Annotated in this window: 14 protein-coding genes; 4 read left to right on the top strand and 10 right to left on the bottom strand. The window is 38.3% G+C overall.

Going from position 1 to position 23,714, the window contains the following annotated elements:
• Window positions 1–41: 41 nt before the first annotated feature.
• Window positions 42–1,622 (bottom strand): FAD-dependent oxidoreductase, encoded by a 1,581-nt coding sequence (locus DW963_RS02685; RefSeq protein ID WP_117913862.1) that lies wholly within the window; start codon window positions 1,620–1,622, stop codon window positions 42–44.
• Between the two features lie 18 nt (window positions 1,623–1,640).
• Window positions 1,641–1,967 carry a (2Fe-2S)-binding protein gene (locus DW963_RS02680; RefSeq protein WP_022097569.1) on the bottom strand — a complete coding sequence of 109 codons (327 nt, stop codon included), beginning with the start codon at window positions 1,965–1,967 and terminating at the stop codon, window positions 1,641–1,643.
• Window positions 1,968–2,344: 377 nt separating this feature from the next.
• Between DW963_RS02680 and DW963_RS02675 the strand changes: the two genes are divergently transcribed.
• The gene (locus DW963_RS02675; protein WP_243004190.1) at window positions 2,345–2,953 is read left to right on the top strand and encodes a zinc dependent phospholipase C family protein; all 609 of its coding nucleotides are present in this window, start codon (window positions 2,345–2,347) and stop codon (window positions 2,951–2,953) included.
• Between the two features lie 234 nt (window positions 2,954–3,187).
• Here the strand turns inward: DW963_RS02675 and DW963_RS02670 are convergent, their stop codons facing one another.
• Window positions 3,188–4,216 (bottom strand): metallophosphoesterase, encoded by a 1,029-nt coding sequence (locus tag DW963_RS02670; protein WP_117913739.1) that lies wholly within the window; start codon window positions 4,214–4,216, stop codon window positions 3,188–3,190.
• Window positions 4,217–4,264: 48 nt separating this feature from the next.
• Window positions 4,265–5,419, bottom strand: a complete 1,155-nt coding sequence (locus tag DW963_RS02665; RefSeq protein ID WP_117913738.1) for an APC family permease — start codon at window positions 5,417–5,419, stop codon at window positions 4,265–4,267.
• Between the two features lie 219 nt (window positions 5,420–5,638).
• Between DW963_RS02665 and DW963_RS02660 the strand changes: the two genes are divergently transcribed.
• A complete protein-coding gene (locus DW963_RS02660) occupies window positions 5,639–6,853 on the top strand; it encodes a GNAT family N-acetyltransferase (RefSeq protein ID WP_117913737.1) in 1,215 nt (404 codons plus the stop codon).
• Between the two features lie 83 nt (window positions 6,854–6,936).
• On the opposite strand, the gene DW963_RS02655 is transcribed toward DW963_RS02660, so the two are convergent.
• The gene (locus DW963_RS02655) at window positions 6,937–8,439 is read right to left on the bottom strand and encodes an MFS transporter (protein WP_117913736.1); all 1,503 of its coding nucleotides are present in this window, start codon (window positions 8,437–8,439) and stop codon (window positions 6,937–6,939) included.
• A gap of 152 nt (window positions 8,440–8,591) precedes the next feature.
• Between DW963_RS02655 and DW963_RS02650 the strand changes: the two genes are divergently transcribed.
• Complete coding sequence (locus DW963_RS02650; protein WP_117913735.1) at window positions 8,592–9,272, top strand: GntR family transcriptional regulator; 681 nt, start codon at window positions 8,592–8,594, stop codon at window positions 9,270–9,272.
• Window positions 9,273–9,296: 24 nt separating this feature from the next.
• Here DW963_RS02650 and DW963_RS02645 read toward each other — a convergent pair whose 3' ends face one another.
• Entirely contained in the window at window positions 9,297–10,850 is a 1,554-nt protein-coding gene (locus DW963_RS02645) for an ABC-F family ATP-binding cassette domain-containing protein (protein WP_012740569.1), read from the bottom strand.
• Between the two features lie 148 nt (window positions 10,851–10,998).
• On the opposite strand from DW963_RS02645, the gene DW963_RS02640 reads away from it, so the two are divergent.
• Window positions 10,999–12,837 (top strand): DUF4012 domain-containing protein, encoded by a 1,839-nt coding sequence (locus tag DW963_RS02640; protein WP_286168956.1) that lies wholly within the window; start codon window positions 10,999–11,001, stop codon window positions 12,835–12,837.
• An 84-nt stretch (window positions 12,838–12,921) separates the two neighbouring features.
• On the opposite strand, the gene DW963_RS02635 is transcribed toward DW963_RS02640, so the two are convergent.
• The 4 genes from DW963_RS02635 to DW963_RS02615 form a co-directional block, all read right to left on the bottom strand.
• The gene (locus tag DW963_RS02635; protein WP_117913733.1) at window positions 12,922–17,310 is read right to left on the bottom strand and encodes a right-handed parallel beta-helix repeat-containing protein; all 4,389 of its coding nucleotides are present in this window, start codon (window positions 17,308–17,310) and stop codon (window positions 12,922–12,924) included.
• Window positions 17,311–17,511: 201 nt separating this feature from the next.
• The gene (locus DW963_RS02630; protein ID WP_502694399.1) at window positions 17,512–20,280 is read right to left on the bottom strand and encodes a right-handed parallel beta-helix repeat-containing protein; all 2,769 of its coding nucleotides are present in this window, start codon (window positions 20,278–20,280) and stop codon (window positions 17,512–17,514) included.
• A 170-nt stretch (window positions 20,281–20,450) separates the two neighbouring features.
• Window positions 20,451–21,968 carry a hypothetical protein gene (locus DW963_RS02620; protein ID WP_117913730.1) on the bottom strand — a complete coding sequence of 506 codons (1,518 nt, stop codon included), beginning with the start codon at window positions 21,966–21,968 and terminating at the stop codon, window positions 20,451–20,453.
• 292 nt (window positions 21,969–22,260) lie between these two features.
• Window positions 22,261–23,688 (bottom strand): sugar transferase, encoded by a 1,428-nt coding sequence (locus DW963_RS02615; RefSeq protein ID WP_117913729.1) that lies wholly within the window; start codon window positions 23,686–23,688, stop codon window positions 22,261–22,263.
• Window positions 23,689–23,714: the final 26 nt, after the last annotated feature.

The following is a 23,714-nucleotide window of genomic DNA, read 5'->3' as shown; positions in this document are numbered from 1 at the left end:
TTATTTTGCGTAGCAAAATCCAGCCCCTGGTGAGGGGAGGATTATGCCTCTTTCTTGAAAAATCTTGCCTTCATAACAAATTCTGAAGGAACTTTTATAGTAAGCAGATTGGTTTTATCAAATGCCGGTGAAGACTTCACACTGATAACCTCCGCCGCACATACCTTCTGTCCATTACGTCCAAGAGCTATTCCTCTGTCACCCGTCTTTGGCAAAGGTAAGAACTCATACGGCATCGTAACGCTTGCAAAGCCTTCTTCATATGTTTCGTCAACAAGGAAAATTGCCTGACCTGAACATGAAGCCACGCACATTCCACAACCAACGCATGTTGCACTTTCATCAACAGCCGGAAGTGAAGTAATCCTTTCTCCTATCTTGATACATTTCTTAGAACATGCATCCTGACATGGATTACAAGGTATATTCTGGGTACATTCCATTACAGGATGAACTCCCGGTCTTCTTGTCACACCCGGAAATCTCTCAATCTCATCATCTGCAACATATCCTTTAGTAAGAAGTGTTGTAGAAATATCGATTCCTTCCTCTGTTTTTTCTATAAGCTTACCTCTGTTCTTTGGTGCAAACATTCCCTGTCTTAAACCATCAAGTGCTACATCAAGGCTCTTTAAATTCTCATCTAATTCTGTTTTATCTATGTATCCCAGATACTCAGCTGCTGCGATTCCTGCCATACGTCCCTCAATCATAGCTGAACTTGCCTCTTCAATTCCTGAAACATCTCCCGCAACGAATACCCCAGGAATAGAAGTTCTTCCATATTCATCACATATAGGAACCTGTCCTCCACGCTTTGGATTATCCTCCATCTTACAGCCTGACATTTTAAGAAGCTGTGACATAGGTGAAAGTCCAACGGCCAGACATATTGTGTCTACATCAAAATGTTTTTCTGTACCTGGTATGAATTTGAAAGATGAATCAACCTCTGCTATTGTTACTCCAGTAACATGGTCATCTCCTTCTGCTTTTACTATCGTATGTGACAGATAAAATGGAACTCCTGTACGTGCTACCTTTGCTGCATGCACTCCATATCCGCCAATTCTTGGTGCAGCATCAACAAGTGCCACAACCTCACAGCCACACTGTATAAGCTGATAACTTACAACAAGTCCTACATTTCCTGAGCCAAGCATAAGAATTCTGCTTCCTGGCTTAACTCCATGAAGATTCATCATTGTCTGTGCTGCTCCTGCACCAATAACCCCCGGCAATGTCCAGCCTGGAAATGTAACCATATTTTCTGCTGCGCCTGTAGCAATTATTATTGAATCTCCTTTAAAATGATGTATCTCATCGCCAATTCTTACTGTAATCTCTTTGTCCTGATACATTCCACAGACTGTTGCATTAAGAACAACCTTAACTCCTGCTGCATCTGCTTCCATTAATAAATCTTCACCTATCTTAAAGCCCCTTATCTTAGCCTTATGCTCCTTAGAGCCAAAGAATTTATGTATCTGCTTAAAAAGCTGTCCTCCTGGTTTCTCATTTTCATCAAATACAACTACTTCAAGTCCTCTCTTAGCTGCTTCTATTGCTGCTGATAACCCCGACGGACCTGCACCAACTATAATAAGATCATATCGCTTCATATCCACACTTCCTTTCATCTACTGCTCTTCAAATGGTTTGTCACTCACTCCATACTGTGTCTGGACCTTCATGCCCTCCTCTAAAGGAGTAACACATGTCCTTATATTTGGTTTTCCATTAACAACCATTACGCAGTCTGTACATCTTCCTATCGCACAGAATATTCCTCTTGGCTTATGCTCTTTCTTTGTATATCTGTGTATCATAACGCCCTGCGCTTTAAGAGCCGCTGCAATTGGTTCTCCCTCATAGCCTGTCAGTTCTTTCCCATCAAAATAAAATGTTACAAGCCTTCCTTTTTCTTGTTTTCCCAATATTGGATGTTCTTCAATTCTTGCTCCCATAACTACCATCCTTTCTACATCTCTTTCTGGCTGCCTGCAATCTGTACGATATACAGGAAAAGCGCCCAGCCAGCGGATTTCGCTGTACTGGGCGCCTTTGCCTTAACAATTGTATGCTTTGAATTGTACGACCTCATTTATATTATAAATTGTAAAAATCAGAACTAAACTGTGCCAGAATCTATATACATAAACAAGTGCTGCTGATTGCAATATGTTCGTAAGATTTGTATTTGCTTGACTATCAAAATAAATTTACATAAATTTCATGTATTCTTTTCCATAATGTGCTAGACAAACATATTAAAAGGTGTTACTTTCTTATAGGACTAAAGGACTATTTATATTCGTATTTATTATTCGGATATAAAGCATTTATGAAAGGGAAATTAATGAACAAGTACGGACATGTAACCGTAACCAAAAGACTTACTCCTAAGCTTAAGAAAAGACATGATCTTGCTTTAAGACTCGGAAGTATTATGCCGGATATTCTTCTGCATACATATATTAAGGGACATACATGGGATTCTTCCTACAATAAAGTCTCAAGAAGGCTGCAGCGTCTTGAAAGACATGGCAAAATGAACTGTTTTTCTTTTTTGTCTTTAGGCTATGCCTTACATTACATAGAAGATTACTTTACATTTCCACATAACTCATGGTATCCAGAACCGATGTCTGAGCATGTGTTATATGAAATTAAGTTCATGAATTATATAAGAGAAAACAAGAACGATATTAACAAACCTCTGATATCTAATAATGGTCGCGGTGTGTCTGCTGACAGAATGTTAGATTATCTCATAACTAACCACAAACAGTATGCTGCTAACGAGCAGGGCTTCGATAATGACTATAGTTTCATCACTTCCGTTGGATATGCATTTGTTACCAACTATGTTAAGCTGTTCATGATTAACAGCGGCAAGGATATCGTTATTGAAATGAACGAAAACTACATTGCACTTAATACTAATATCTAAGAAATTGTACTTTAAAAAGCACAAGTATAACGCCACACAGCTTAGTATACGCAATCACTGATAAACACTGGGCTTGCGACCTTTTTAGTAAAGTTGTAAAGTTCTAATATTGTCAAATTTTACCTTGTTTTCCCATAAACTGTGTGTTATATTAGACGCGTAGATGATTTTTGCTCAAATCATTGCAGGGCTTACCCTCTTCCTTGGGGAGGCCCTTTTTCTGCCTTATTCAGCCTATTCTTCATTTTTCTTACCGCTTACCCTTGTAGAAATTACTGCTCCAAGCGGTATCATGCTAACCAATATTCTTCCATCAGGCTTTCTCGTAATCATAGTACCGCCTCTCTGGATATAACTCTTATCTATGTCCTTATATCCCAGATAATCTATTGACATTCCATATGTCATCTGGATTCCCTTATATATAAGTGAAAGTGTATTCAGATGGTCATGTCCGCAAAACATCCATTTAATAACGCCATTCTCTACTGCTTTGTTAAAAAATGTTCCTTCAAACTTTGAAATTCCAAAATGCTCATTCTTCTCAGCAATACTGCCATGCTGATATATTACGCTTTTATCACCAAGCTTCATCTTACGGTATGCTTCCTTAAATTCCGCAAGCGGCATGTGGAAAAATGCCATCGCCTTAATATCCGGATTACATTTTTTCAAGTCATTAAGCCTGTTCATGCACCACTCCACCTGATCATCATGTATCCGGTCAAATCCGCTGTAAAACCAGCCTCCTTCACCATACATATTAGAATCAAGCATGACAAGTGGCAATAAAGCATTGCCATCTGAATCGGTAAGATTAATAAAGAAGTTTCCTACACCTGTAAGCTCTTTCCTGCCTTCAGTAAATATGCAGTATTTCCCCTTCTTATAAATCTGTGCCAGTTCTTCCTTATTACATGTCGACCCCATCTCGCAATCATGATTACCAAAAACAAGCGTATATGGAATTGCAAAGCTGTCCATGAATTTCATCAGCTTGTACGCCTGCTTTCTGTTATTAAGCGTTCCTGCCTTTGGCAGAAATGGAAATATAGAATCTCCAGTTAGCACTATCATATCAGGCTTTGCTTTATGAATAATCTTTGTTACTGCATTTAGCGCCAGCTTATCCTTCTTTCTTGATATAAAACCAAATCCCAGATGAAGGTCTGTAAGCTGCAATATCTTAAAATCTTTATTCTTATCAATTGTATATGTAAATGTTTCATTGTCTGTCTGCTTTAAATTGTCCGATTTATACATACTTTCACGCCTTTCTTTCCGGCACTAAAATTAATACCGGTTATATGTTTAGCTGAGCGGTATTAATGCTCCTATAGCCGAAACTATCGTCGATACTACCATAAGAATCTGAAATGGCCGCGTTCCTATCACTCCGCATATAGGACTTGCTCCTGCTTTCTTTCTTGATTTACCATATGTAAGAACAAGCATTATGCTCACCAGTACAACTACACCACTCATAATTCTTGTAAGTATTATAAAGCTGCTTACTCCGAATATTGCAAATAATATACATGGAACTGTCGCTATAAGCCAGCTTACACGGTTGCCGATTCCAACCTGCTCATGCACGACATCTCTTAAAGCAAGTGTGTTACTCCAGAATGTTGTAAGCAGTGCAAAAAGCGAAAAGATACCTGCAAGAATAACTGCCCATTTTCCGATGCTCTCTCCAAGCTGCATATAAGCAAGTTCCTTATCTATTGTTCCCTTAGTTCCAAGAAGAACTGTAAGTGTCACAACAAGCACGAACGCTGACGACAGACCAAAGCCTATGAATATTGATTTTCTTATCTTACCCGGATTGCCATCAAGCCCTTTAACAACCTGAATAACCGCCTGATTTGCTGATGTCGCAAATACAACCATACTATACAGTGCAAGCAGATTATTCCAATGGAAAGGTGCTGTATAGAATCCATTAACTGGATGTGTAAATGTTCCTACTGTCATAACTGCAACTATTCCCATAAGAAGTATTACAGCGTATTTCTGTGCAATTCCTACCGCCTTCATTCCCATGAATACTACAATTCCAGCAATCACATAATATATTATCTGCGCTGCCCACAGTGGAAGTCCAAACCAGTTCACAAATATCTGCGCTCCACCATTAATATTGCCACTTACTCCTATCATAATCGCAAGTCCATACACCACAAAAACAATCCAGCTGAATACCTTCTTCATAACTCCGTGGAACAATTCCCCCTCAAAGCTTTTTACAAGCTGTACACCACCGTTGTTATACGAAAGTTCCGCAATTATAAGATGTAGAATCACATTAATGATGTAAGCTGCTCCTACCATCCAGATAACATCAATCATACTGTTCTTCGTTGCAAGATACGGAACTGCTATTATTCCCGTTCCAATGCTGTTTCCTACAATCATGCTAATCGCCTCAAATGTGGTGAGTTTTGCTTCTGATTTTATTGCCATGTGTGCCTCCTTTTTCTGCCTTGTTTCTTATCTGACTCTACTTTTCACTTCCTGCCTCTCGCCCTGGCTTCATTTAACCTACTATTTCGCTGATTTCTGCTTCTTTCGTAGGTCTTTCCTATATTTATTATAGTATATCACCAACTAGCATTTGACCACAACCGCCCCCAGTGCTATATTATGTACGAAATAAGCGCACACAGAAAAGGAATAAACGCAATGAGCAAAAATGATGAAAACAACTATACACTGCGCCCTCTCACTATAGATGACGCTGAAGAATACAATGCACTTTTAAGATATGCCTTTCAGGTAACTGAACAGGAGCTTGCCGAGACAGGATGGAAGGATGATGAGATTACCCAATCCAAATTCCCAGTTCTTCAAAGAGCTGATGTACTTGGCTGCTTCAATGGTGATGATCTGATTGCACAATTTGCAGTATACCCGCTTGATATGAATATATATGGTGTTAAATACAGCGTAGGCTTTGTTACAAGCGTATGCACATACCCTGAATACACAGGACACGGAATCATGAAAAGACTTATGATTCAGAGCCTTATTAGAATGAGAGATGCACACAAATCATTTGCTTTGCTGTATCCATATTCAATTCCATTATACCGTGGTCTTGGCTGGGAAATTATCTCTAACAAGATGACTTATACAATCAAGGATACACAGATTCCAAGAAAGCTTAATGAGCCTGGCTATGTCAGACGAGTCTCATGGGACGACAAAGAATTTAAGGAGCTTCATACCAAATTTGCTGAAAAGACACACGGCTGTCTATATAGAAATAACCTTGCATGGGAAGAATACTGGCGCTGGGACGAGGACGACACATCTGTTGCCATCTATTATTCTAAGGACGATGTACCTTACGGATATATGGTATACATGATAAGTTCTGATGTCATGCATGTGAAAGAAATGATTTATCTTAACCGCGAGGCACAGCTTGGCTTGTGGGAATTCATACATGCCCACGATTCAATGATTGACGAGGTCCGTGGAAACAATTACTACAGTGAGCCAATCGCATTTGAACTTGATGACAGTGACATTAAAGAGACAATCCGCCCATACACAATGGGTCGAGTCATTGATATCAGGCAGTTCTTTGCCAAATATGCATGCGACCCGGACGAGCCTTCTGTATGCATACGCTTCTACATTGAAGATGACCTCCTGGCATGGAACAACGGTTACTTTACATACCTTTTTGATAATGGCAGATGTATTGAAACCGAACAGCAGCCTGATTACGAAGTATCCATGTCAATCGGCACATTAACCACATTAATGCTTGGCTACAAAACTGCTGAGAAGCTTCATGTCATGGACAAGATACAGGCATCAGATGAAGCTATTGAACATCTGGATGACATACTTTTCCATAGAATTCCGTATGTGTCGGATTATATCTGACTATGATGCTGATATGATTTTTTAACACAAAAGCCCATAGAATCTGCTTCTATGGGCTTTGCTATCAATTATTATTCAATTTCTCATTCCTTATAACCAATATTATTGTTACCAAAACATTTATCATAAGAAATACCTGTTAATTTCTCAATAACATTTCTTGTTTCCTCAGAAACATCTTCTTTTCTGCCGCCAGCATGGACTCTGTCAAGCTCGTCAATGACAATCTTATGAGTCTTGTGGTTAAGCTTCATTCTGCATGAGAAGACTATTCCGATTATTGCAAGTCCGCCAACACCGATAAGAAGGACACCTGCTATCGCATTGACTGCGCTCTGTGGCTGTGTTGATGCACCTGAGACAAATCCAAATGCAGCAAGAACCTGACCTAAGATAAAGACAACGCTTGCTCTCATAAGCTTTCCAGCCATTGTCATTGCTCCGGCATATACACCTTCTCTTCTTCTGTTAGTTACGACTTCATCAACATCCGCCATAAATGTATACGCTGTCCAAGGAATATAATAAACTCCACCTGTTCCAAGACCGAATATAACCATTACACCAAATACAAGAACTGTAATATGAACTATATGGAATACAAATATTCCAAAAAAGCAGAGGATTGCGCCGATTACAACTGAAAGTGCTGCGATAAATGGTTTTGCAAATCCCTTCTTTGCTACAATACCGATGAATACAGCTGTTGATATAAGCTGCAGGATACTGCTTAAGCTGTTAAGCTCTGAAACAAGTGTTGAAGGCTGGTTCAGACAGAATACTATATAATAAGTAAAGCACGCTGTAAAAAGCCATTCCGCACCGAATCCAAACAGATACATTCCAAGGTGCTGTCTGAAAGTCTTGATTCTTAATGTTGATGCAATATCAACGAAAAGTTTCTTAATTCCCTCAACGAAATTAGGAATATTCTCCTCTGCTACATCTTCATAAGGTCTTTCCCAAGAATTGAAGTAGAGAAATGTAAGCGAAATTATCATAATTACGCAATATGTAACACCTGTATAGAAGAATGGCAGTGGTGAATCCTTGCCAAGCATTCCAATGAAGAATCCCGGAATAGCTGCGCCTAAGAAGTTAGCCAGCTTTCCGAACATTGCCTTGAATCCTGTAAGATAAGTTCTCTGGTTAAAATCCGAAGTCATCTCAACAGCAAGTGTATCATAAGGAATCATAATACTTGTATACACAAATTCAAAAAGAATATAAGTTGTAAGATAATAGAAAAAATTCATATTCTTTACCCAAAGCATTGGATAAAGAAGCATAAGCGGAATACCTGTAAGAATAAAGAATCTTCTTCGTCCGAACTTCCTTCCCAGCTTAGTTCTGTAAAAGCTGTCTGTAATAAATCCCATCAAAGGATTAAGAATTACATCGAGATATGTTGCAATTGAAAATATAAGTGTAGCTTTAACAACCGACATATTACAAAATGTCGTGTAAAAATATAAAAGCCATGCCCCGCTTATCGCCAAAGCTCCGCTTCCCAGCATATTACCACTTCCATATGCCAGCTTGTGAATGAGAGTTATCTTTTTGTTTTTAGTTACTGTGCCACTCATCATTAACCTCCGTATCTTTTATATTACTCTATATGTTATATATTTCGTGCTATATAATATATATCAGTCGCAAAAATGTCAAGCGTTAAAAAATAGACAATTTTACAAAAATATGATATAAAATATATATCATTAACATTTTGGGGGTATCTATGTTAAATATTACAGAAAAATCAGAAGATGAAGCTGCTAAAGATTATGTACTCAGACAGCTTATTTACAACATTGTCCACACTAACCTGCTGCCGGGTCAGAAGCTTGAAGCACCTGAACTCTGCTCACTTATGCATGTCAGCAATAATCCTTTACGCGAGGCAGAATTAGAACTTGCACAGTCAAAGCTGATAGAGATAAAACCTAAGATTGGAGCATTTGTTTCGTATGTCAATACAGATATCGTAGAACAGCTCCGCGACTTACGCTGTGTACTTGAGGCGCAGCTTGCTGTTGAAGCATGCGATATACTGACAAAGAACCAGCTTGATTCCTTATATGAAAATGTAGCCTTATGGGAAATGTATATCAAACGAGGTGATGAAGAAAAGATTTTCATACTTGATAAAGAATTTCACGGAAGCCTGTATAAAATGTGTGGCAAAACAGTTTGGTATAACCTTGTCGAAAGCATGGCACCACATTTTGACAGAACTACAATATTAAGTTTCAGATGTAAAGAAACAGGAAGAATCTTAAAAGACCATGGTGAACTTGTAGCTGCCATTGAGAAGAAAGACAAAGAAAAAGCTGCCCATATATCGCAGAGACATATGAGCAGATATTCTGAAAATATTGATGCAATCAGAAAACATTTTCCTGATTATTTTAATGATTAACTGCGGCAACCGCATATCATACAATTAAATACGTGTTGTCCACTTTCCACAGTCCCACACATCGGTCGCAAGACCATCGTAGAACTCTGGTTCGTGGCAGACCATAAGTATGCTGCCCTTATATGCCATAAGGGCTCTTTTTAATTCATCCTTGGCATCCACATCAAGGTGGTTAGTAGGCTCATCAAGTACAAGAATGTTACTCTCCCGGTTAATCAGCTTGCACAGACGCACCTTTGCCTGCTCTCCACCAGAAAGAACCTTAACCTTGCTCTCGATATGCTTGGTTGTAAGACCACATTTGGCAAGGGCTGAACGAACCTCATACTGTGTATATCCTGGAAATTCCTGCCATATCTCCTCAAGACACGTAGTTTCAATTCCAGCCGGAGTCTCCTGTTCGAAATATCCTATCTCAAGATAATCGCCCTGCTCAACATCACCTGACAGAGGCTTGATAAGTCCTAATATACTCTTCAATAATGTAGATTTACCTATACCGTTAGCACCAGTAAGCACAATCTTCTGGCCTCGCTCCATCTCTAAGTTAAGCGGACTTGAAAGCGGCTCATCATAACCGATAACAAGGTCGTGTGTCTGGAAAATATATCTTCCCGGTGTTCTCGCAGTCTTGAAATTAAACTCTGGCTTTGGCTTCTCTGCTGCCAGCTCTATAATATCCATATTATCAAGCTTCTTCTGTCTCGACATCGCCATATTTCTTGTGGCAACCCTCGCCTTATTTCTTGCAACGAAATCCTTAAGCTCTGCAATCTCCTGCTGCTGCTTATTGTAAGCCGCCTCAAGCTGTGCCTTCTTCACAGCATACACCTTCTGGAAATTATCATAATCGCCTGTATAACGGTTCAGCTCCTGATTATCCATATGATAAATAACATTTATAACACTGTTAAGGAATGGTATATCATGCGATATCAGTATAAATGCGTTCTCATAGTCCTGCAGATATCTCTTAAGCCACTCAATATGCTCTTTATCAAGATAGTTAGTCGGCTCATCAAGAAGAAGGATATCCGGCTTTTCAAGGAGCAGCTTGCCAAGCAGAACCTTAGTTCTCTGTCCACCTGAAAGCTCAGTTACATCCTTATCAAGTCCAAGTTCAGATAGTCCCAATGCTCTTGCAACTTCCTCAACCTTCGCATCAATCATATAGAAATCATGCATTGTAAGAAGGTCCTGAATAGTTCCCGCTTCCGCCATCAGCTTATCCATCTCTTCCGGTGATGCGTCGCCAAGCCCGGCATATATCTCATTCATCTGATTCTCCATGTCATACAGGAAGTCAAATGCAGACGCAAGCACTGACTGGATTGTCATGCCCTTCTCAAGCACAGCATGCTGGTCGAGATATCCGACTCTGACATTCTTAGCCCACTCAACCTTTCCCTCATCAGGCATAAGCTTGCCTGTTATTATATTCATAAATGTGGATTTACCTTCGCCGTTGGCTCCCACTAATCCAATCTTATCAAGCCTGTTAAGCTGGAAAGATACATTGTTAAAAATCGCCCTGTCGCCAAATCCGTGTGTAAGTCCGGTTACTGTAAGTAAACTCATATCTAATATCCTTTTCTATTAAAATTTCTTAAAGTATTATAAGTTATGTACATTATTATTGTAAATACCTTTATTATCTGATAAACTAAAATATTGTTTGTATACACAATTTATTAATTATTCTTACATGATAGGAGGGTTAATATACATGGATGAAATGTCATTTGAGTGGAGCGAACATGAACATCACTATCACCACTCACATAATTCCGGTAATTCGCATCATCACTCGCACCATACAAAGAAGCATAAACGAAAACGTATCATAATCGGCGTTGTAATTGCGGTAATTTTTATTCTAGGATTAGGCGGAGCATTTGGTGCTGTTACTGCTAAAAAAGAAATATCTGATATAAAGCATCAGGCTGTAGTCCTTAAAGCAGACCTTAAAAATGTATTATCTGCACTGAAGGCACAGGATGCTGATTCCACATATGCAGCATGCGATGAGCTTGATATAGCACTTGACAATATTAATGCCACATTAGACAAGCCTCTATGGAAAATAGTCTATAAAGTTCCTAAGTTCAAAGGTTATATAGACTCCGTAGAGAAACTTCTCTCTCTTGTAGATGAAGCATCTAATGATATCGCACGTCCAACAGCAGCTGTTTTGGAAGAATATCCTTTATCGGAACTGAAGGTAGATGAAGGTTTTAACATTACTGTTATTAATGCATATCTGTCTCTTCTCGAGGATATTGAGCCTAAGATTGACGATATTGTATATTCCATGAATCAGGTTAATCTCCCTATGGGACTTAACAGCATGATATCTGATTACTCTGCACAGATTGCTTCAATGACTGGTTCATATGATAATCTCAAAGAGTTCCTTCCTCTGTTCAAGACATTTATAGGAGATGGCTCTGACAGAACATATCTGCTTGCCGCACAGAACTCTTCTGAGATTCGTGCTTCCGGCGGCTTCCCTGGTTCAGTTGGAACCATAAGAATCCGCGATGGAATTCTTTCAATAGGTGATTTCAGCAGTGTATATAATGTTCTTTCAACTCACACTCCTTCTGCTGCCGGTATAACAGATGAGGAAAAAGAGCTTTTTGGTTCATGGATGAACGCACCAAGAGATGCATGTTTTGATCCTGCCTTTGAAAGAGTTGCTTATATATGGGCACTTGCCTACGAGCAGAAGAATTCTGAGCACGTTAATGGTGTTGTTTCGCTTACACCTGCAATTATTCAGAACATGCTTGGATACATCGGTAATGTAACACTTTCCGATGGCACAGAATTAACAAGTGAAAATGCTACACAGGTTTTACAATATGACCTTTATTACAAGTATCTTAATGCAAATGCTTCTTCTTCCGCAGGCGATTATGTTGATAATTTATTTGCAGAAACAGCTAAGGTTACCATGGCAAAGCTTGTATCTGACTTTGACGTCAAGAAGGCTGGTGATTATTATAAGGTATTCTCAGACGGTGCTAAGAACCGTACAGTTATGATGTGGATGGAAGATGAGGAAGAGCAGGAACTTGTTAAAAATGCAGGCTGTTCCGGTGGGCTTAACGAAGATCCTCAAAATCCTGAAACCGGAGTATACTTTAGTATCTCTGATCCGTGTAAGTTAGGATGGTTCCTCAATATAGACACACAGATAAGTGAGCCTGTTGTTAACAGCAATGGATCAAGCACTTATGAAGTAATTGCTACATATAGCAATACATTAAGTGATAATGACAAAATCAATGCCGGTAGATACATCCTTGGAAATTACGGCGGAACAATTACTGGTTATATCCATATATTTGCTCCTGCTGGCGGAACTATCTCTGATATAGAGATGAGCAATGGAGATACAATGTACACTGGCAATTACAACAATCTTCAGGTTGCCTACAGATTTGGCAATTCAATTGCTCCTGGTTCAAGCATAACAGTAACATACAAGGTTACTACTGCTTCTGGTGTTACTAACCCACTTGGTGTTAATTCAACACCTACATTACAGAACTACAGATAGATGATATTAATCACTATCTTTACACAATAAAAATTGGCGGCTGATATGAAAATCTATCAGCCGCCATTATTATTTATTCAATTATTATTTTACAACTTTCTTCTTTGAAGAAACAACCATCACAACTACTCCTGCTGAGATAATCATTGCCAATGCAAATGGTACTGCATGCATTGTGTCTCCTGTCTGAGCAGAAGGCTCTTTAACTGTTGTATCTGTTCCTGTTGATGGAACATTTGCATCATCCTTATTATCAGGTGTTGAAGGTGTTGGATTAACCTCTTCACTGCCTGCTGTAAGTTTAGGAATGGCTGTTACATTAGTCTTCTCTGTACAACCTGCATGTAAGCAGTGCTGTGACTTAGAGCCTTCTTCTGTAGTAGTAGCTTCCTTATCTACTGTGAACTCATTAGCAAATTCATGTCCAAGGGCTTCAATTTCTCTTGTTTCTTCATGTCCACATACTGTACATGTTCCATGCTTTTCACCCTTTTCTGTACATGTTGCTTCCTTAGTTGTTGTCCACTCAAATACATGAGATACAACTTCGCCAGCCTGTGGCTTAACGCTTATTGCTTCTTCACTTGTTGTATCAAGTCTTGCACCAACATTATCGCTTAATACGCCACTCTTAATAACCAAGAGATTATGCATATCAATTGTTCCGTCTGCATTTCTTGATGGTCTGATTGTTGTATCTACACTCTCGAACCACTCATCTGTAGCCTTCTGACCAAGATTATTGTATGATTCTGATCCATTATAAATGTAGTTATCATCTCCATGCTGTGAGAAAGGAATAAGGTCTGCCTTAGCAGTTAAATCTGCCTTAGACATAGATATAAGACCGCTAACCTTCCACTCCTTAAGCATAGAATCCATTGTATTAAGACCTACGCTATATGAATCTGCATTACCGTTGTTGTAAGCTGTACATCTTGTAATAGAAATATCAGGACAGCTGTTACTTGTTATTCCCTTTGCATGATTTCCAAATGAAACACAGTTAATAAGCTTATGTCCACCCTTAAGGTATCCTCCACCTAACTTAAATCCATTACCTTCACCATAGTTATAACCTGCTGCAGTTACATCATCTGTTGTAAGCCATCCATTGTTGTATGCTACACAGTTTTCAATTGTAACTGAACCAATTGTACCAGATACTGACTTAGCATAGAGATCCCAGCCATCATCAATATTGTTATGTGATATACAACCATAGAATCTGTTGCCTTCACCACATGTTAATTTTGCTGCAAATCCATCTGCATCATTTCTTCCTGCATCACAGTTATCAAATGACTCACAGTTCTTGATAAGATTTCCTGTTGGCCATAACTTACCCTGAATTCCTGCATAGTTATCAGCTCCACCGTTTCTGCTTATCTGAATACCACTGTTTGCCGCATGATTTACTGTACACATATCTATTGTATTATAGTTACCGCTTACCTGAATACCTACCCCTGATGAATCCTTTACATATAAACCATATACATGCCAATAACTTCCGATTACTGCAAGACCTGCGCCTGACAATACAACACCATCAGTTCCATCTGTTGAGATTGATTCTGCAACAAGATTAATTGGCTTATCTGCTGTTCCGCATACACTTCTGTTAATTGTAATCCATTTATCATATACACCATTCTTCATAAGAATAGTCTGTCCTGGCTGTGCATATGAAACTGCTGTATTAATATCTAATGGACTTTCTTCAGTTCCGTCACCAGTTGTCTTACCATCTGGAGTTACAATAATTGTCTGTCCAGCCTCACCATATACCTTACGAGTAACATTTGTTTCACTTGTTACTGTTGTAGTTGATGTAATATTAGCTGCCGCTGCTGGTTCAAATTCTGCCTTAATAGTATTACTTCCAACATTAACTGCAACTGGAATTCTTACAGCCTCATCAGCTGTTACTTCCTTAGAAATAGCCTTACCGTCAGCACTTCCTGTTACCTTTAAAGTTCCTGCACAATTAGGAACTACTGTGTATTCATACTCACCTGCTCCACATGTGTTAGAAGAATATACTCTGATTGATGGTGTTACCTTGTCTTCTACGACCTCTGATGTTGCAAGTCCCTTACTTTCTGATGTAGTAAACTTAATATCAGTAATCTTAACACCAATCTTTCTTGCTACCATAACACCTACAACTACAGTTCCATCTTCCTGTACTGATGTAAAATCATTAGCTGTAAGCTTCTGTGTCTGTGTTCCATTCTCTGTTGTTGCAACTGCTTCATATCCATCATCAGTCTTTCTTACTGTAAATGTATACTCAGCACCAACCTTAAACATATCTGTTCCTGTTAACTGGTTAAACTTAACATTATTATTAACTCTGTCTACACCATCTTTGTTAGATGTATCTGCTGATGTATAACCTGTGATATAACGCATTGTTGGTGCATTATTCTTAGAGCTGTACATCATTGATGAGAAGTAGTTAAAATATTTGTGTACATAACTTGGTGCACCCCAGTTATTAACACCTAATGTATCTGCAACTACAACACCAAAACCGGTCTGATTATCAGGTGTAAGAGATGCATCTGTTACTGTAAATGTTGCAGTTAATTCAAAGTTCTCTTTCTCTGGATTAACCTTAGTATAGTAATATGAGAATCCATCTTCATCATCAGAAATCTTTCCTGAAGCCTTAGCCTGAATTTCCATACTTCCTGTTGTATTAGTAATATCTTTTGCTTCAACTGTAGCAACTTTCGTAGATGCTGTATCACCATTAGCAATATTTATAACCTGTGCATTACCATCAGCCTCTGTGATAGTTGCCTTAGTCTCCTGAGCTGAACCAACAGTTGATACATACCAGTTCTTCTGTGTATCTGCAGTTACTGATAACTCTTTTTCTGAAACAGATGAACAATATCCATCTGCTCTATTTGCAACAACACTGAATACATATGTACTTCCAACTGTTAAATTCTTAACTGTATAATCACCTTCTGTGATTCCATCAATCTTAACTGCTGTGCTTTCATCAGAACCTTTAACCTTATATGTTAAAGTATAATCCTTTGCATCACTTATATTAACCCAGTCAAGATATACTTCTCCATTACCCTTGTTTTCAACCCATGTAATAGTTGGCATCTTAACACCGAGCACAAAATCTTTTACTTCATAAACATCTGAAGCTTTATCAGCACAACCTAATCTCTGTGCTGTTGCTACAAATGTATAATCACCGCTTTCATGAGCTGTAAAATTAACTGTTGCTGTTCCTTCTGATCTCTTTATAACAGCTTCTCCAGCCTGTCCATCATTATGAAGCATTGTTACCACAATATCTTCAGCCCCATTATACTCATCCACAATTCCTTCAACAGTAACAGTAAAGCCATCTGATCCCGCTTCTACTTTACTGATAACTGGCTTTGCTACTGATTCCCAGTCAACTACAGTCTTCTTATTTAACTGTGAATAATATACTTTCCAGATCTGAGCTGTTGCTCCTCCAAGGTATGCATAATATGTCTTACCGGCTTCTACCTTAGCTTTAACAGTATTATATGTACTTGCATCTGTGGAATTTTTCACCTCTGCTGCCTTGGTTCCATCTTCTGCTACTACATAGAAAGTCTTTCCCTTTCCTATCTTAGTATCAATTGCTAACTCTCCATTAGCTGCTGCTGTATACTTCACATAACATCCATTATCTGGTACTGTTCCCGCTGCTGTCTTTCCATTAGTCTGTGCTTTTACTGAACCAGCTTTTGCATTATCTCCCAATGCACTGAACCCATCATCAAATGTCTTGTCATCTGTGGCATTATTATTAGCCCAGCCTGTTCCACATAATGTTAAACCATTATTATATGTTGTTGAAGCTAATATATCTGCAGCTAACCACTCTGCTTCTGCAGGTGTAAAGTATACCTGCCAGATCTGAGCTGTTGCTCCTCCAAGGTATGCATAGTATGTCTTTCCTGCTTCTACTTCTGCCTTGACAGTATTATATGTACTTCCAGAAGTTCCATTTTTTACTTCTGCTACCTTAGTTCCATCTTCTGCTATTACATAGAAAGTCTTTCCCTTTCCTATCTTAGTATTAATAGCTAATTCACCATTAACAGGTGCTGTATATTTTACATAGCATCCATTATCTGGTACTGTTCCTGCTGCTGTCTTTCCATTAGTCTGTGCCTTTGTAGATCCTGCCTTGGCATTATCTCCTAATGCACTAAAACCGTCTTCAAATGTCTTGTCATCTGTAGCATTATTATTAGCCCATCCTGAGCCACATAACACTAATCCTGAGTCTCCTTCTTGTGCTGCAAGAATATCTGCTGCTGACCATGTCACAACAGAAGACTCTTCACTTGCTGTCGATGCTTTAGCAACAATGTTATTAGAGCCGTTAACCGGCATAATACTAACAACCATTAAAGCTGCCATAAGAACAGACAACATTCTTTTAGTTCTTTTTCTCATGAAAAAAGCCTCCTTTTCCTTTTCATAAATCTGTAATAATAGTACCATCTAATAGAACAAATAGTCAATAACACTTTTAGTAAATGTTTTTCTAAAAGTCGTTAAAACTAGATATTACTTTGTAATAATTATACAATAATAGTTATATATCTATATACAAAAACTGAGGCCTGGAAATCCAGACCTCAGTCATATGTTTTATTAAATTATAGCTTTATTAAGCTCTCTTTCTCTTCTTTCGAAAAGAACTACTGAACCTGCAAGTAATGCCATAAGCATAAGTATTGCATATACAGCTGTCATATTACCAGCAAAATCACCTGTCTTAGGAAGAACCTCAAGCTTAGTCTCTGCAATGTAACCATCTGTAAAGCAAGCTCTGAATGTATGCTCTGCTGCTTTTAAGCTCTTAATGTAAGAAGCCTTGAATGTAACAACTGTTGTGTTACCATTAGCTACTACTGTGTACTTAGAAGCATCAAGAACTACATCATCAACCACAATATAATCAAATGTAGATGCATCTGCATCGATTGTCCACACAATATCTGTAGATGTTCCCTGAATAACTGCAACATCTGTTGTATTACCCTTAACAACATCTTTACCTGTTATAGATATTGTCTTATGTCCCTTAATTCCCTCAGGAACTTCAATCTTAGCTGATGGAGTACCAGTCATTCTTGCACCTGTATTAGCTGCTGCCTTGTCTGTAAGTACAAGAAGACCATTCATGTTGATTGTGTTATCAGCATTTCTTGTTACCTTATGTGATGCATATACATGTGTTGCATAATCCATTGCTGTATCAACTGATTCAAACCAGTCATCTGTTACAGTTGTAGCTGAATTCTTAGCTGTTCCTTCATAATTCCAGAAGTAGTTAGTATCGTTATCAACCTTTGTCTTGTCCTGTGTTCCAAGTAACTTAAACTGCTCAACATTATCTTTCATATATGTTCTGTATGAAAGTACACCTGTTGCTGAGAAATCTGTATTCTTAGCTGAATTTGTGTAAAGAGCAATATTATAAGACTCATTATTGAATGTTGTACAGTTAATTACATTAATATCTGGACAAGAGTTAGAATCAATACCCTTAGCCTTGTTATCAAATGCTACGCAGTTCTCAAGAACATGCTTGCCTGACATGCTGTCACCACCAAGCTTAAATCCATTACCGTTACCAGCATCTGTACCATCTTCAAGGTAACCATTGCCATAAGCAACTGAATTCTTAATTGTTACAGCACCAATTGAACCTGACTGAACCTTAGCAAAAAGATCCCATCCATCATCAGCGTTGTTGTATGAGATACAGCCATCAAATACATTACCATCACCAACTGTTAACTTAGCTGCAAAACCATCAGCATCTTCATAACCTGCATCGGCATTACCATATGATGTACAGTTAAGAATTAAGTTATATGCTGGCCACATATCAAATTCATCTGTTGTAAGATATCTGCTAACCTGAAGACCTGTATTACCATTGTGGTAAGTCATAATGTTATCCATTGTATTGTACTTACCAGAAAGCTGGATACCCTTCTGTGCATTAGCTGAATTAGTTACATCAAATCCCTGGAAGTACCAGTAATCACCTGCAAGTACCATACCTGCACATAATCCCTGGAAATCAAATACTGGTCTTGAAGAAGCATCTGTATCAGCTACCATCTGAATAGGCTTATCTGCTGTACCATTAACGCCTCTCTCAACCTTAACTGTCTTCTCAAGGTAATATGTACCTTCCATAACAACAATAGTCTGTCCTGGCTGTACATACTTAACAGCATCATAGATGCTCATTGGATCTTCCTTAGTACCAACACCATACTTACCTGGTGCTACATAAATTGACTGTCCTTCAACACCATATGTTCTGTATGTTACAGTAAATGTGCCTTCAATTGGCTCATATGATGACATAACCATATCCTTTTCTGGAATATAGCCAGCATCTGGTGTAAATACATATCTAAATGAATTCTTACCTACATTAAGTGTTGTTGTTGCAGGCTTAACAACTGTATTAGCTGCAACAGCTACATCTGTAGCAATTGCGTTATCTTCACTATCCCAGATAGAAAGAACACCATCACAGTTAGCTGTGAATCTGAATTCATAATCGCTTGTACCTGTTGCAGTCTTAGAATTAAATGCTGCATTAGTTACTAATTCTTCAATTGGCTTCTCTTCTGCTGGAGCATCATCAGATGGGTTAATTGTTGTAAATGTTACATCTGAGAATGTTGCCTGTGCATATCTACTTGTGAAGAAACCTACATATACATTATCAGAATCAAGCTGTGATAATGTTTCAGTATCATAATACTTCTTAGTTGTTGAATATGTTCCATCTACTGATTCGTATGATACAAAATATCCTGTGTTATTCTTCTGAATTGTAAGATACATCTCAGTAACAGGATTCTCTATTGTTGCATCAACTGGCTTAACAGCATTACCAATAACATTGACATTCTGTGCATATCTCTGCTCAAGAGGATACATAGCACTCTGGAACTGTTTTACTGTTTCAGTATCATTAGCTTCTATTGCTGCAATGTTATCCTTAGTAAGACCCTTCTTCTCCTGTGAAGCAATACCAATCTTCTGAGATACTTTAAGTGCTGTTGTATCATTAGTAACCTTACCAGCTTCTTCATTCCAGTAATATTCTGTCTTAGAAACTACAGCCATATAAGAATTGTTCCATCCAGAACCGCCAAGTCTGTCTGCTGCCATAAGACCGAAGCCTTCCTGACCGTTTGATAAATTCCACTGATCTACAGTTACTTTAGCTCTTAATGTAAAGTTAAGTGATGTAGGTACTGATGTATAATAGAAATTAAGACCATCGAATGATGCTGGAACTAATTTTCCGTTATTACCGCTTCCCTTAAGAACTCCATTAGCATCTACTGCTCCAGATCTTAATGTAACGGAACCTGTTTCATTAATGTTTCCTTCATATGCTGAATTAGATTCGCTTGCACCATTACCATATACGATATAGCCCCATACCTGCTTAGCATCAGATGTTGCTGTTGCAGATATTGTTGACTTATCAGATACAGCAGCTGGTGTCTCTCTAACTGCTTCAACTGCAAAATCATACTTATTACCAACTGTTAATCCTGTAACGTCATAGCTTGTCTCTGTTGTAGAGCCAACCTTTGTTCCATCAACATATACATTGTATGAAGTAGCTTCCTTAACTGACTGCCATACAGACTTACTGTACCATTACCCATGCTTGTTGCGCTGCTGATTGATGGTGCTGAAAGAGGAAGTGCATAGTCAACATTAACTACCTCACTTACCTTATCTTCTTCTCCATCTCTAGAAATGATAGCCTTAAATGTATATGTACCTGATTCACTTGGAGTGAATGACTTTGTTACATTCTCTGCCTCGTTATCAGACATTAATCTCTTTACTTCGTTTCCAGCTGCATCTGACATTACAATAACAACCTTATCAGCTCCATTGTAACCAACTGATGCATCTGCTGTTACGTTAACATTTGCTCCATCCTGAACTGCAGATGTAATAACAGGTGTTGCTACATCAGCCCATGCTGTTCTTTCTGGCTTATCATCTCCACCTGTAACTTCAACAGTATGTGTAACTGCTACCTTGAAAATATAGTTGCTCTTTGGTGTATTACCAAGATAGTATGTTCCTGCTTCTGGAATTGTTAATGTTGAGATAGCCATTGCATTCTTTGCAAGACCTTCTGATGTTGTAGCTACTGCTTTACCATCCTTATCAAGAATAGTTACTTCACGTCCAGCATCTCCACATGCCCACCATACCTGTACAGTTGCTGCACTTTCAACTGTGAATCTGATAGCATTCTTTGCTGTTGTTGTTCCTTCGCCAAAGTTAATTCTCTGTGTTCCTTCAAATCCATCGCTGAATGACTTATTTGAAGCATCAAACTTTGTCTTAGCACTACAGATAATGCTGAAGAAATCATCTTCGCCAGCCTTTACAACATCTCCATCTGCCTTTGTTCCCTGAGCTACTGACTCAAGATCATTAGCATTAAGAACTGTTGTTACTTCCTTGTATGTTGGTTTAATTTCAACTTCATCAGATACCTGAACCTTAAAAATATAATTGCTCTTTGGTGTATTACCAAGATAATATGTTCCTGCCTCTGGTACTGTTAATGTTGAGATAGCCATTGCATTCTTTGCAAGACCTTCTGATGTTGTTGCTACCGCTTTACCATCTTTATCAAGAATAGTTACTTCACGTCCAGCATCTCCACATGCCCACCATACTGTTACTGTGGCTGTACCTTCTGTTGTGAATCTGATAGCATTCTTTGCTGTTGTTGTTCCTTCGCCAAAGTTAATTCTCTGTGTCCCTTCAAATCCATCACTGAATGACTTATTTGAAGCATCAAACTTTGTCTTGGCACTACAGATAATGCTAAAGAAATTATCTGTTCCCGCTTTTACGACATCTCCATCTGCCTTTGTTCCCTGAGCTACTGCTTCAAGGTCATTAGCATTAAGAGTATATACTTTTGTCTCTGTAGCGGCTTTTACCTTTTTAGTTGCCCAGCTTGTTGGCATAATAGCAACCACCATAAGCACTGCTAAAAAAGCGGCTAAAATTCTTTTACCCTTTTTCATAAAATCCTCCTTATTATATTGTAGGCATAGTAAAGTTCCTGTTATTAACAGCATATAACATGTTCTTTTCGACATGTTGCACTACAGCATGTCCCCTATACCAAAAGTTACTATCATTTTAACCCAACCGCTGATTTGCGTCAATAAGCATTATGGTTAATTTTTATGTATATTTTCTATATAATCAACTGATTTTGTGCAACTTTACTATAATTATTCTATGTTAATGTACATAATGTCTAGATAAAATTACCCCCTGCAGTATCTGGCGATACCACAGGGGGTAATTATTCTACTGTCCACCAGTAGTTAATACTGACTGAACTGTCTTAAACAAAATCTTAATATCAAGCATGATACTCCAGTTATCAATATAATCCAGATCCATCTTAACAATTTCTTCAAAATCACTAACTGTCTTTCTTCCATAAGCCTGCCACATTCCTGTGATGCCTGGTTTCATAGAAAGTCTTCTCTTATGATGTCCTTCATACTGCTTGAACTCTCCAACCGTTGGTGGTCTTGTACCAACAAGACTCATATCTCCCTTAAGAACATTAATGAACTGTGGAAGCTCATCAATACTTGTCTTTCTTATAAACTTGCCAACCTTAGTTATACGAGGGTCATCTTTCATTTTAAACATAAGACCACTCATCTCATTCTGTGCCATAAGATCTTTCTTTCGTTCCTCAGCATCCATATACATAGAACGAAACTTATATATCTCAAAATAACGACCATTCTTTCCAACACGTTTCTGTTTGAAAAAGATTGGTCCCGGAGATTCAATCATAATTGCAGGTGCAACGAATATCATTGCAATTACCATAAACACAAGACCAACAAGCGAACCAAGAATATCTATACATCTCTTAACGAATAACCCTTTCCAGTCATATATTCTGTTAGCAAATGTAATGACAGGTACACTTCCTATGAAACCGAGCTTACAATCGAAATCCTTATAGCTGTCAAGAATCTCAAGCTTAAGATTAACTGCCACACCCATATCTTCAAGCTCCATGACCATTGGCTTGATACTTTCGCGTGTCTTATAATCAACATCTATAAATACTTCATCAACAATTTCATTCTTAATATATCTCATCATAGAATGAACATTTGCAACGACAGGAACACCTGAGATTGTCTGACCTGTCATATCCTCATCTGTAATTACAACACCATCAAGCCGGCGCATCCAGTCGTTTCTTGATGCAGCCTTTGCAAGTGTATCTTCGGCACGGCTTTTAATTGTAACAACAAGAATACTATATGTACGGATTCCCCCATTACGGTGTCTCATATATATCTTAACGAGCATTCTTAATATATACATGAGAACTATTCCAAGGAAAAATGTTATAACATATACACTTCTTGGAACACCATGTATTGTCTTACTTAGAAGTTCATATACAGCTATGACTGCTGAAGCAATAAGACTCTTCTTAATAACAGAAGCAAATTCTTCAAACTTTCCCCTATTAAGAACATCTCCTTTAATATTACAGAAAAGAGCTGTAATAAGAATTGCTATAATTATAGTAATTATATTACTGTTAAGTGTCTGCATGACTCTCCAGAATGACTGGTGTCTGTAACCTGTCAGCCATATGAATCCAGAAAGATAATATGCAAGAAACACTGCTATCGCATCGGTAAAAAATATTAAAACGTTCTGAATACTTTCTTTCGTTTTATTAACATTAATCATAAGTTAGTTAGCTTTCCCCTCTATTA

This window comes from Eubacterium sp. AM46-8 (assembly GCF_003466705.1).
Classification (GTDB): domain Bacteria; phylum Bacillota; class Clostridia; order Lachnospirales; family Lachnospiraceae; genus Lachnospira.
Note: the sequence above shows the minus strand (reverse complement) of the source record. Positions and strands in the feature narration are given on the sequence as shown.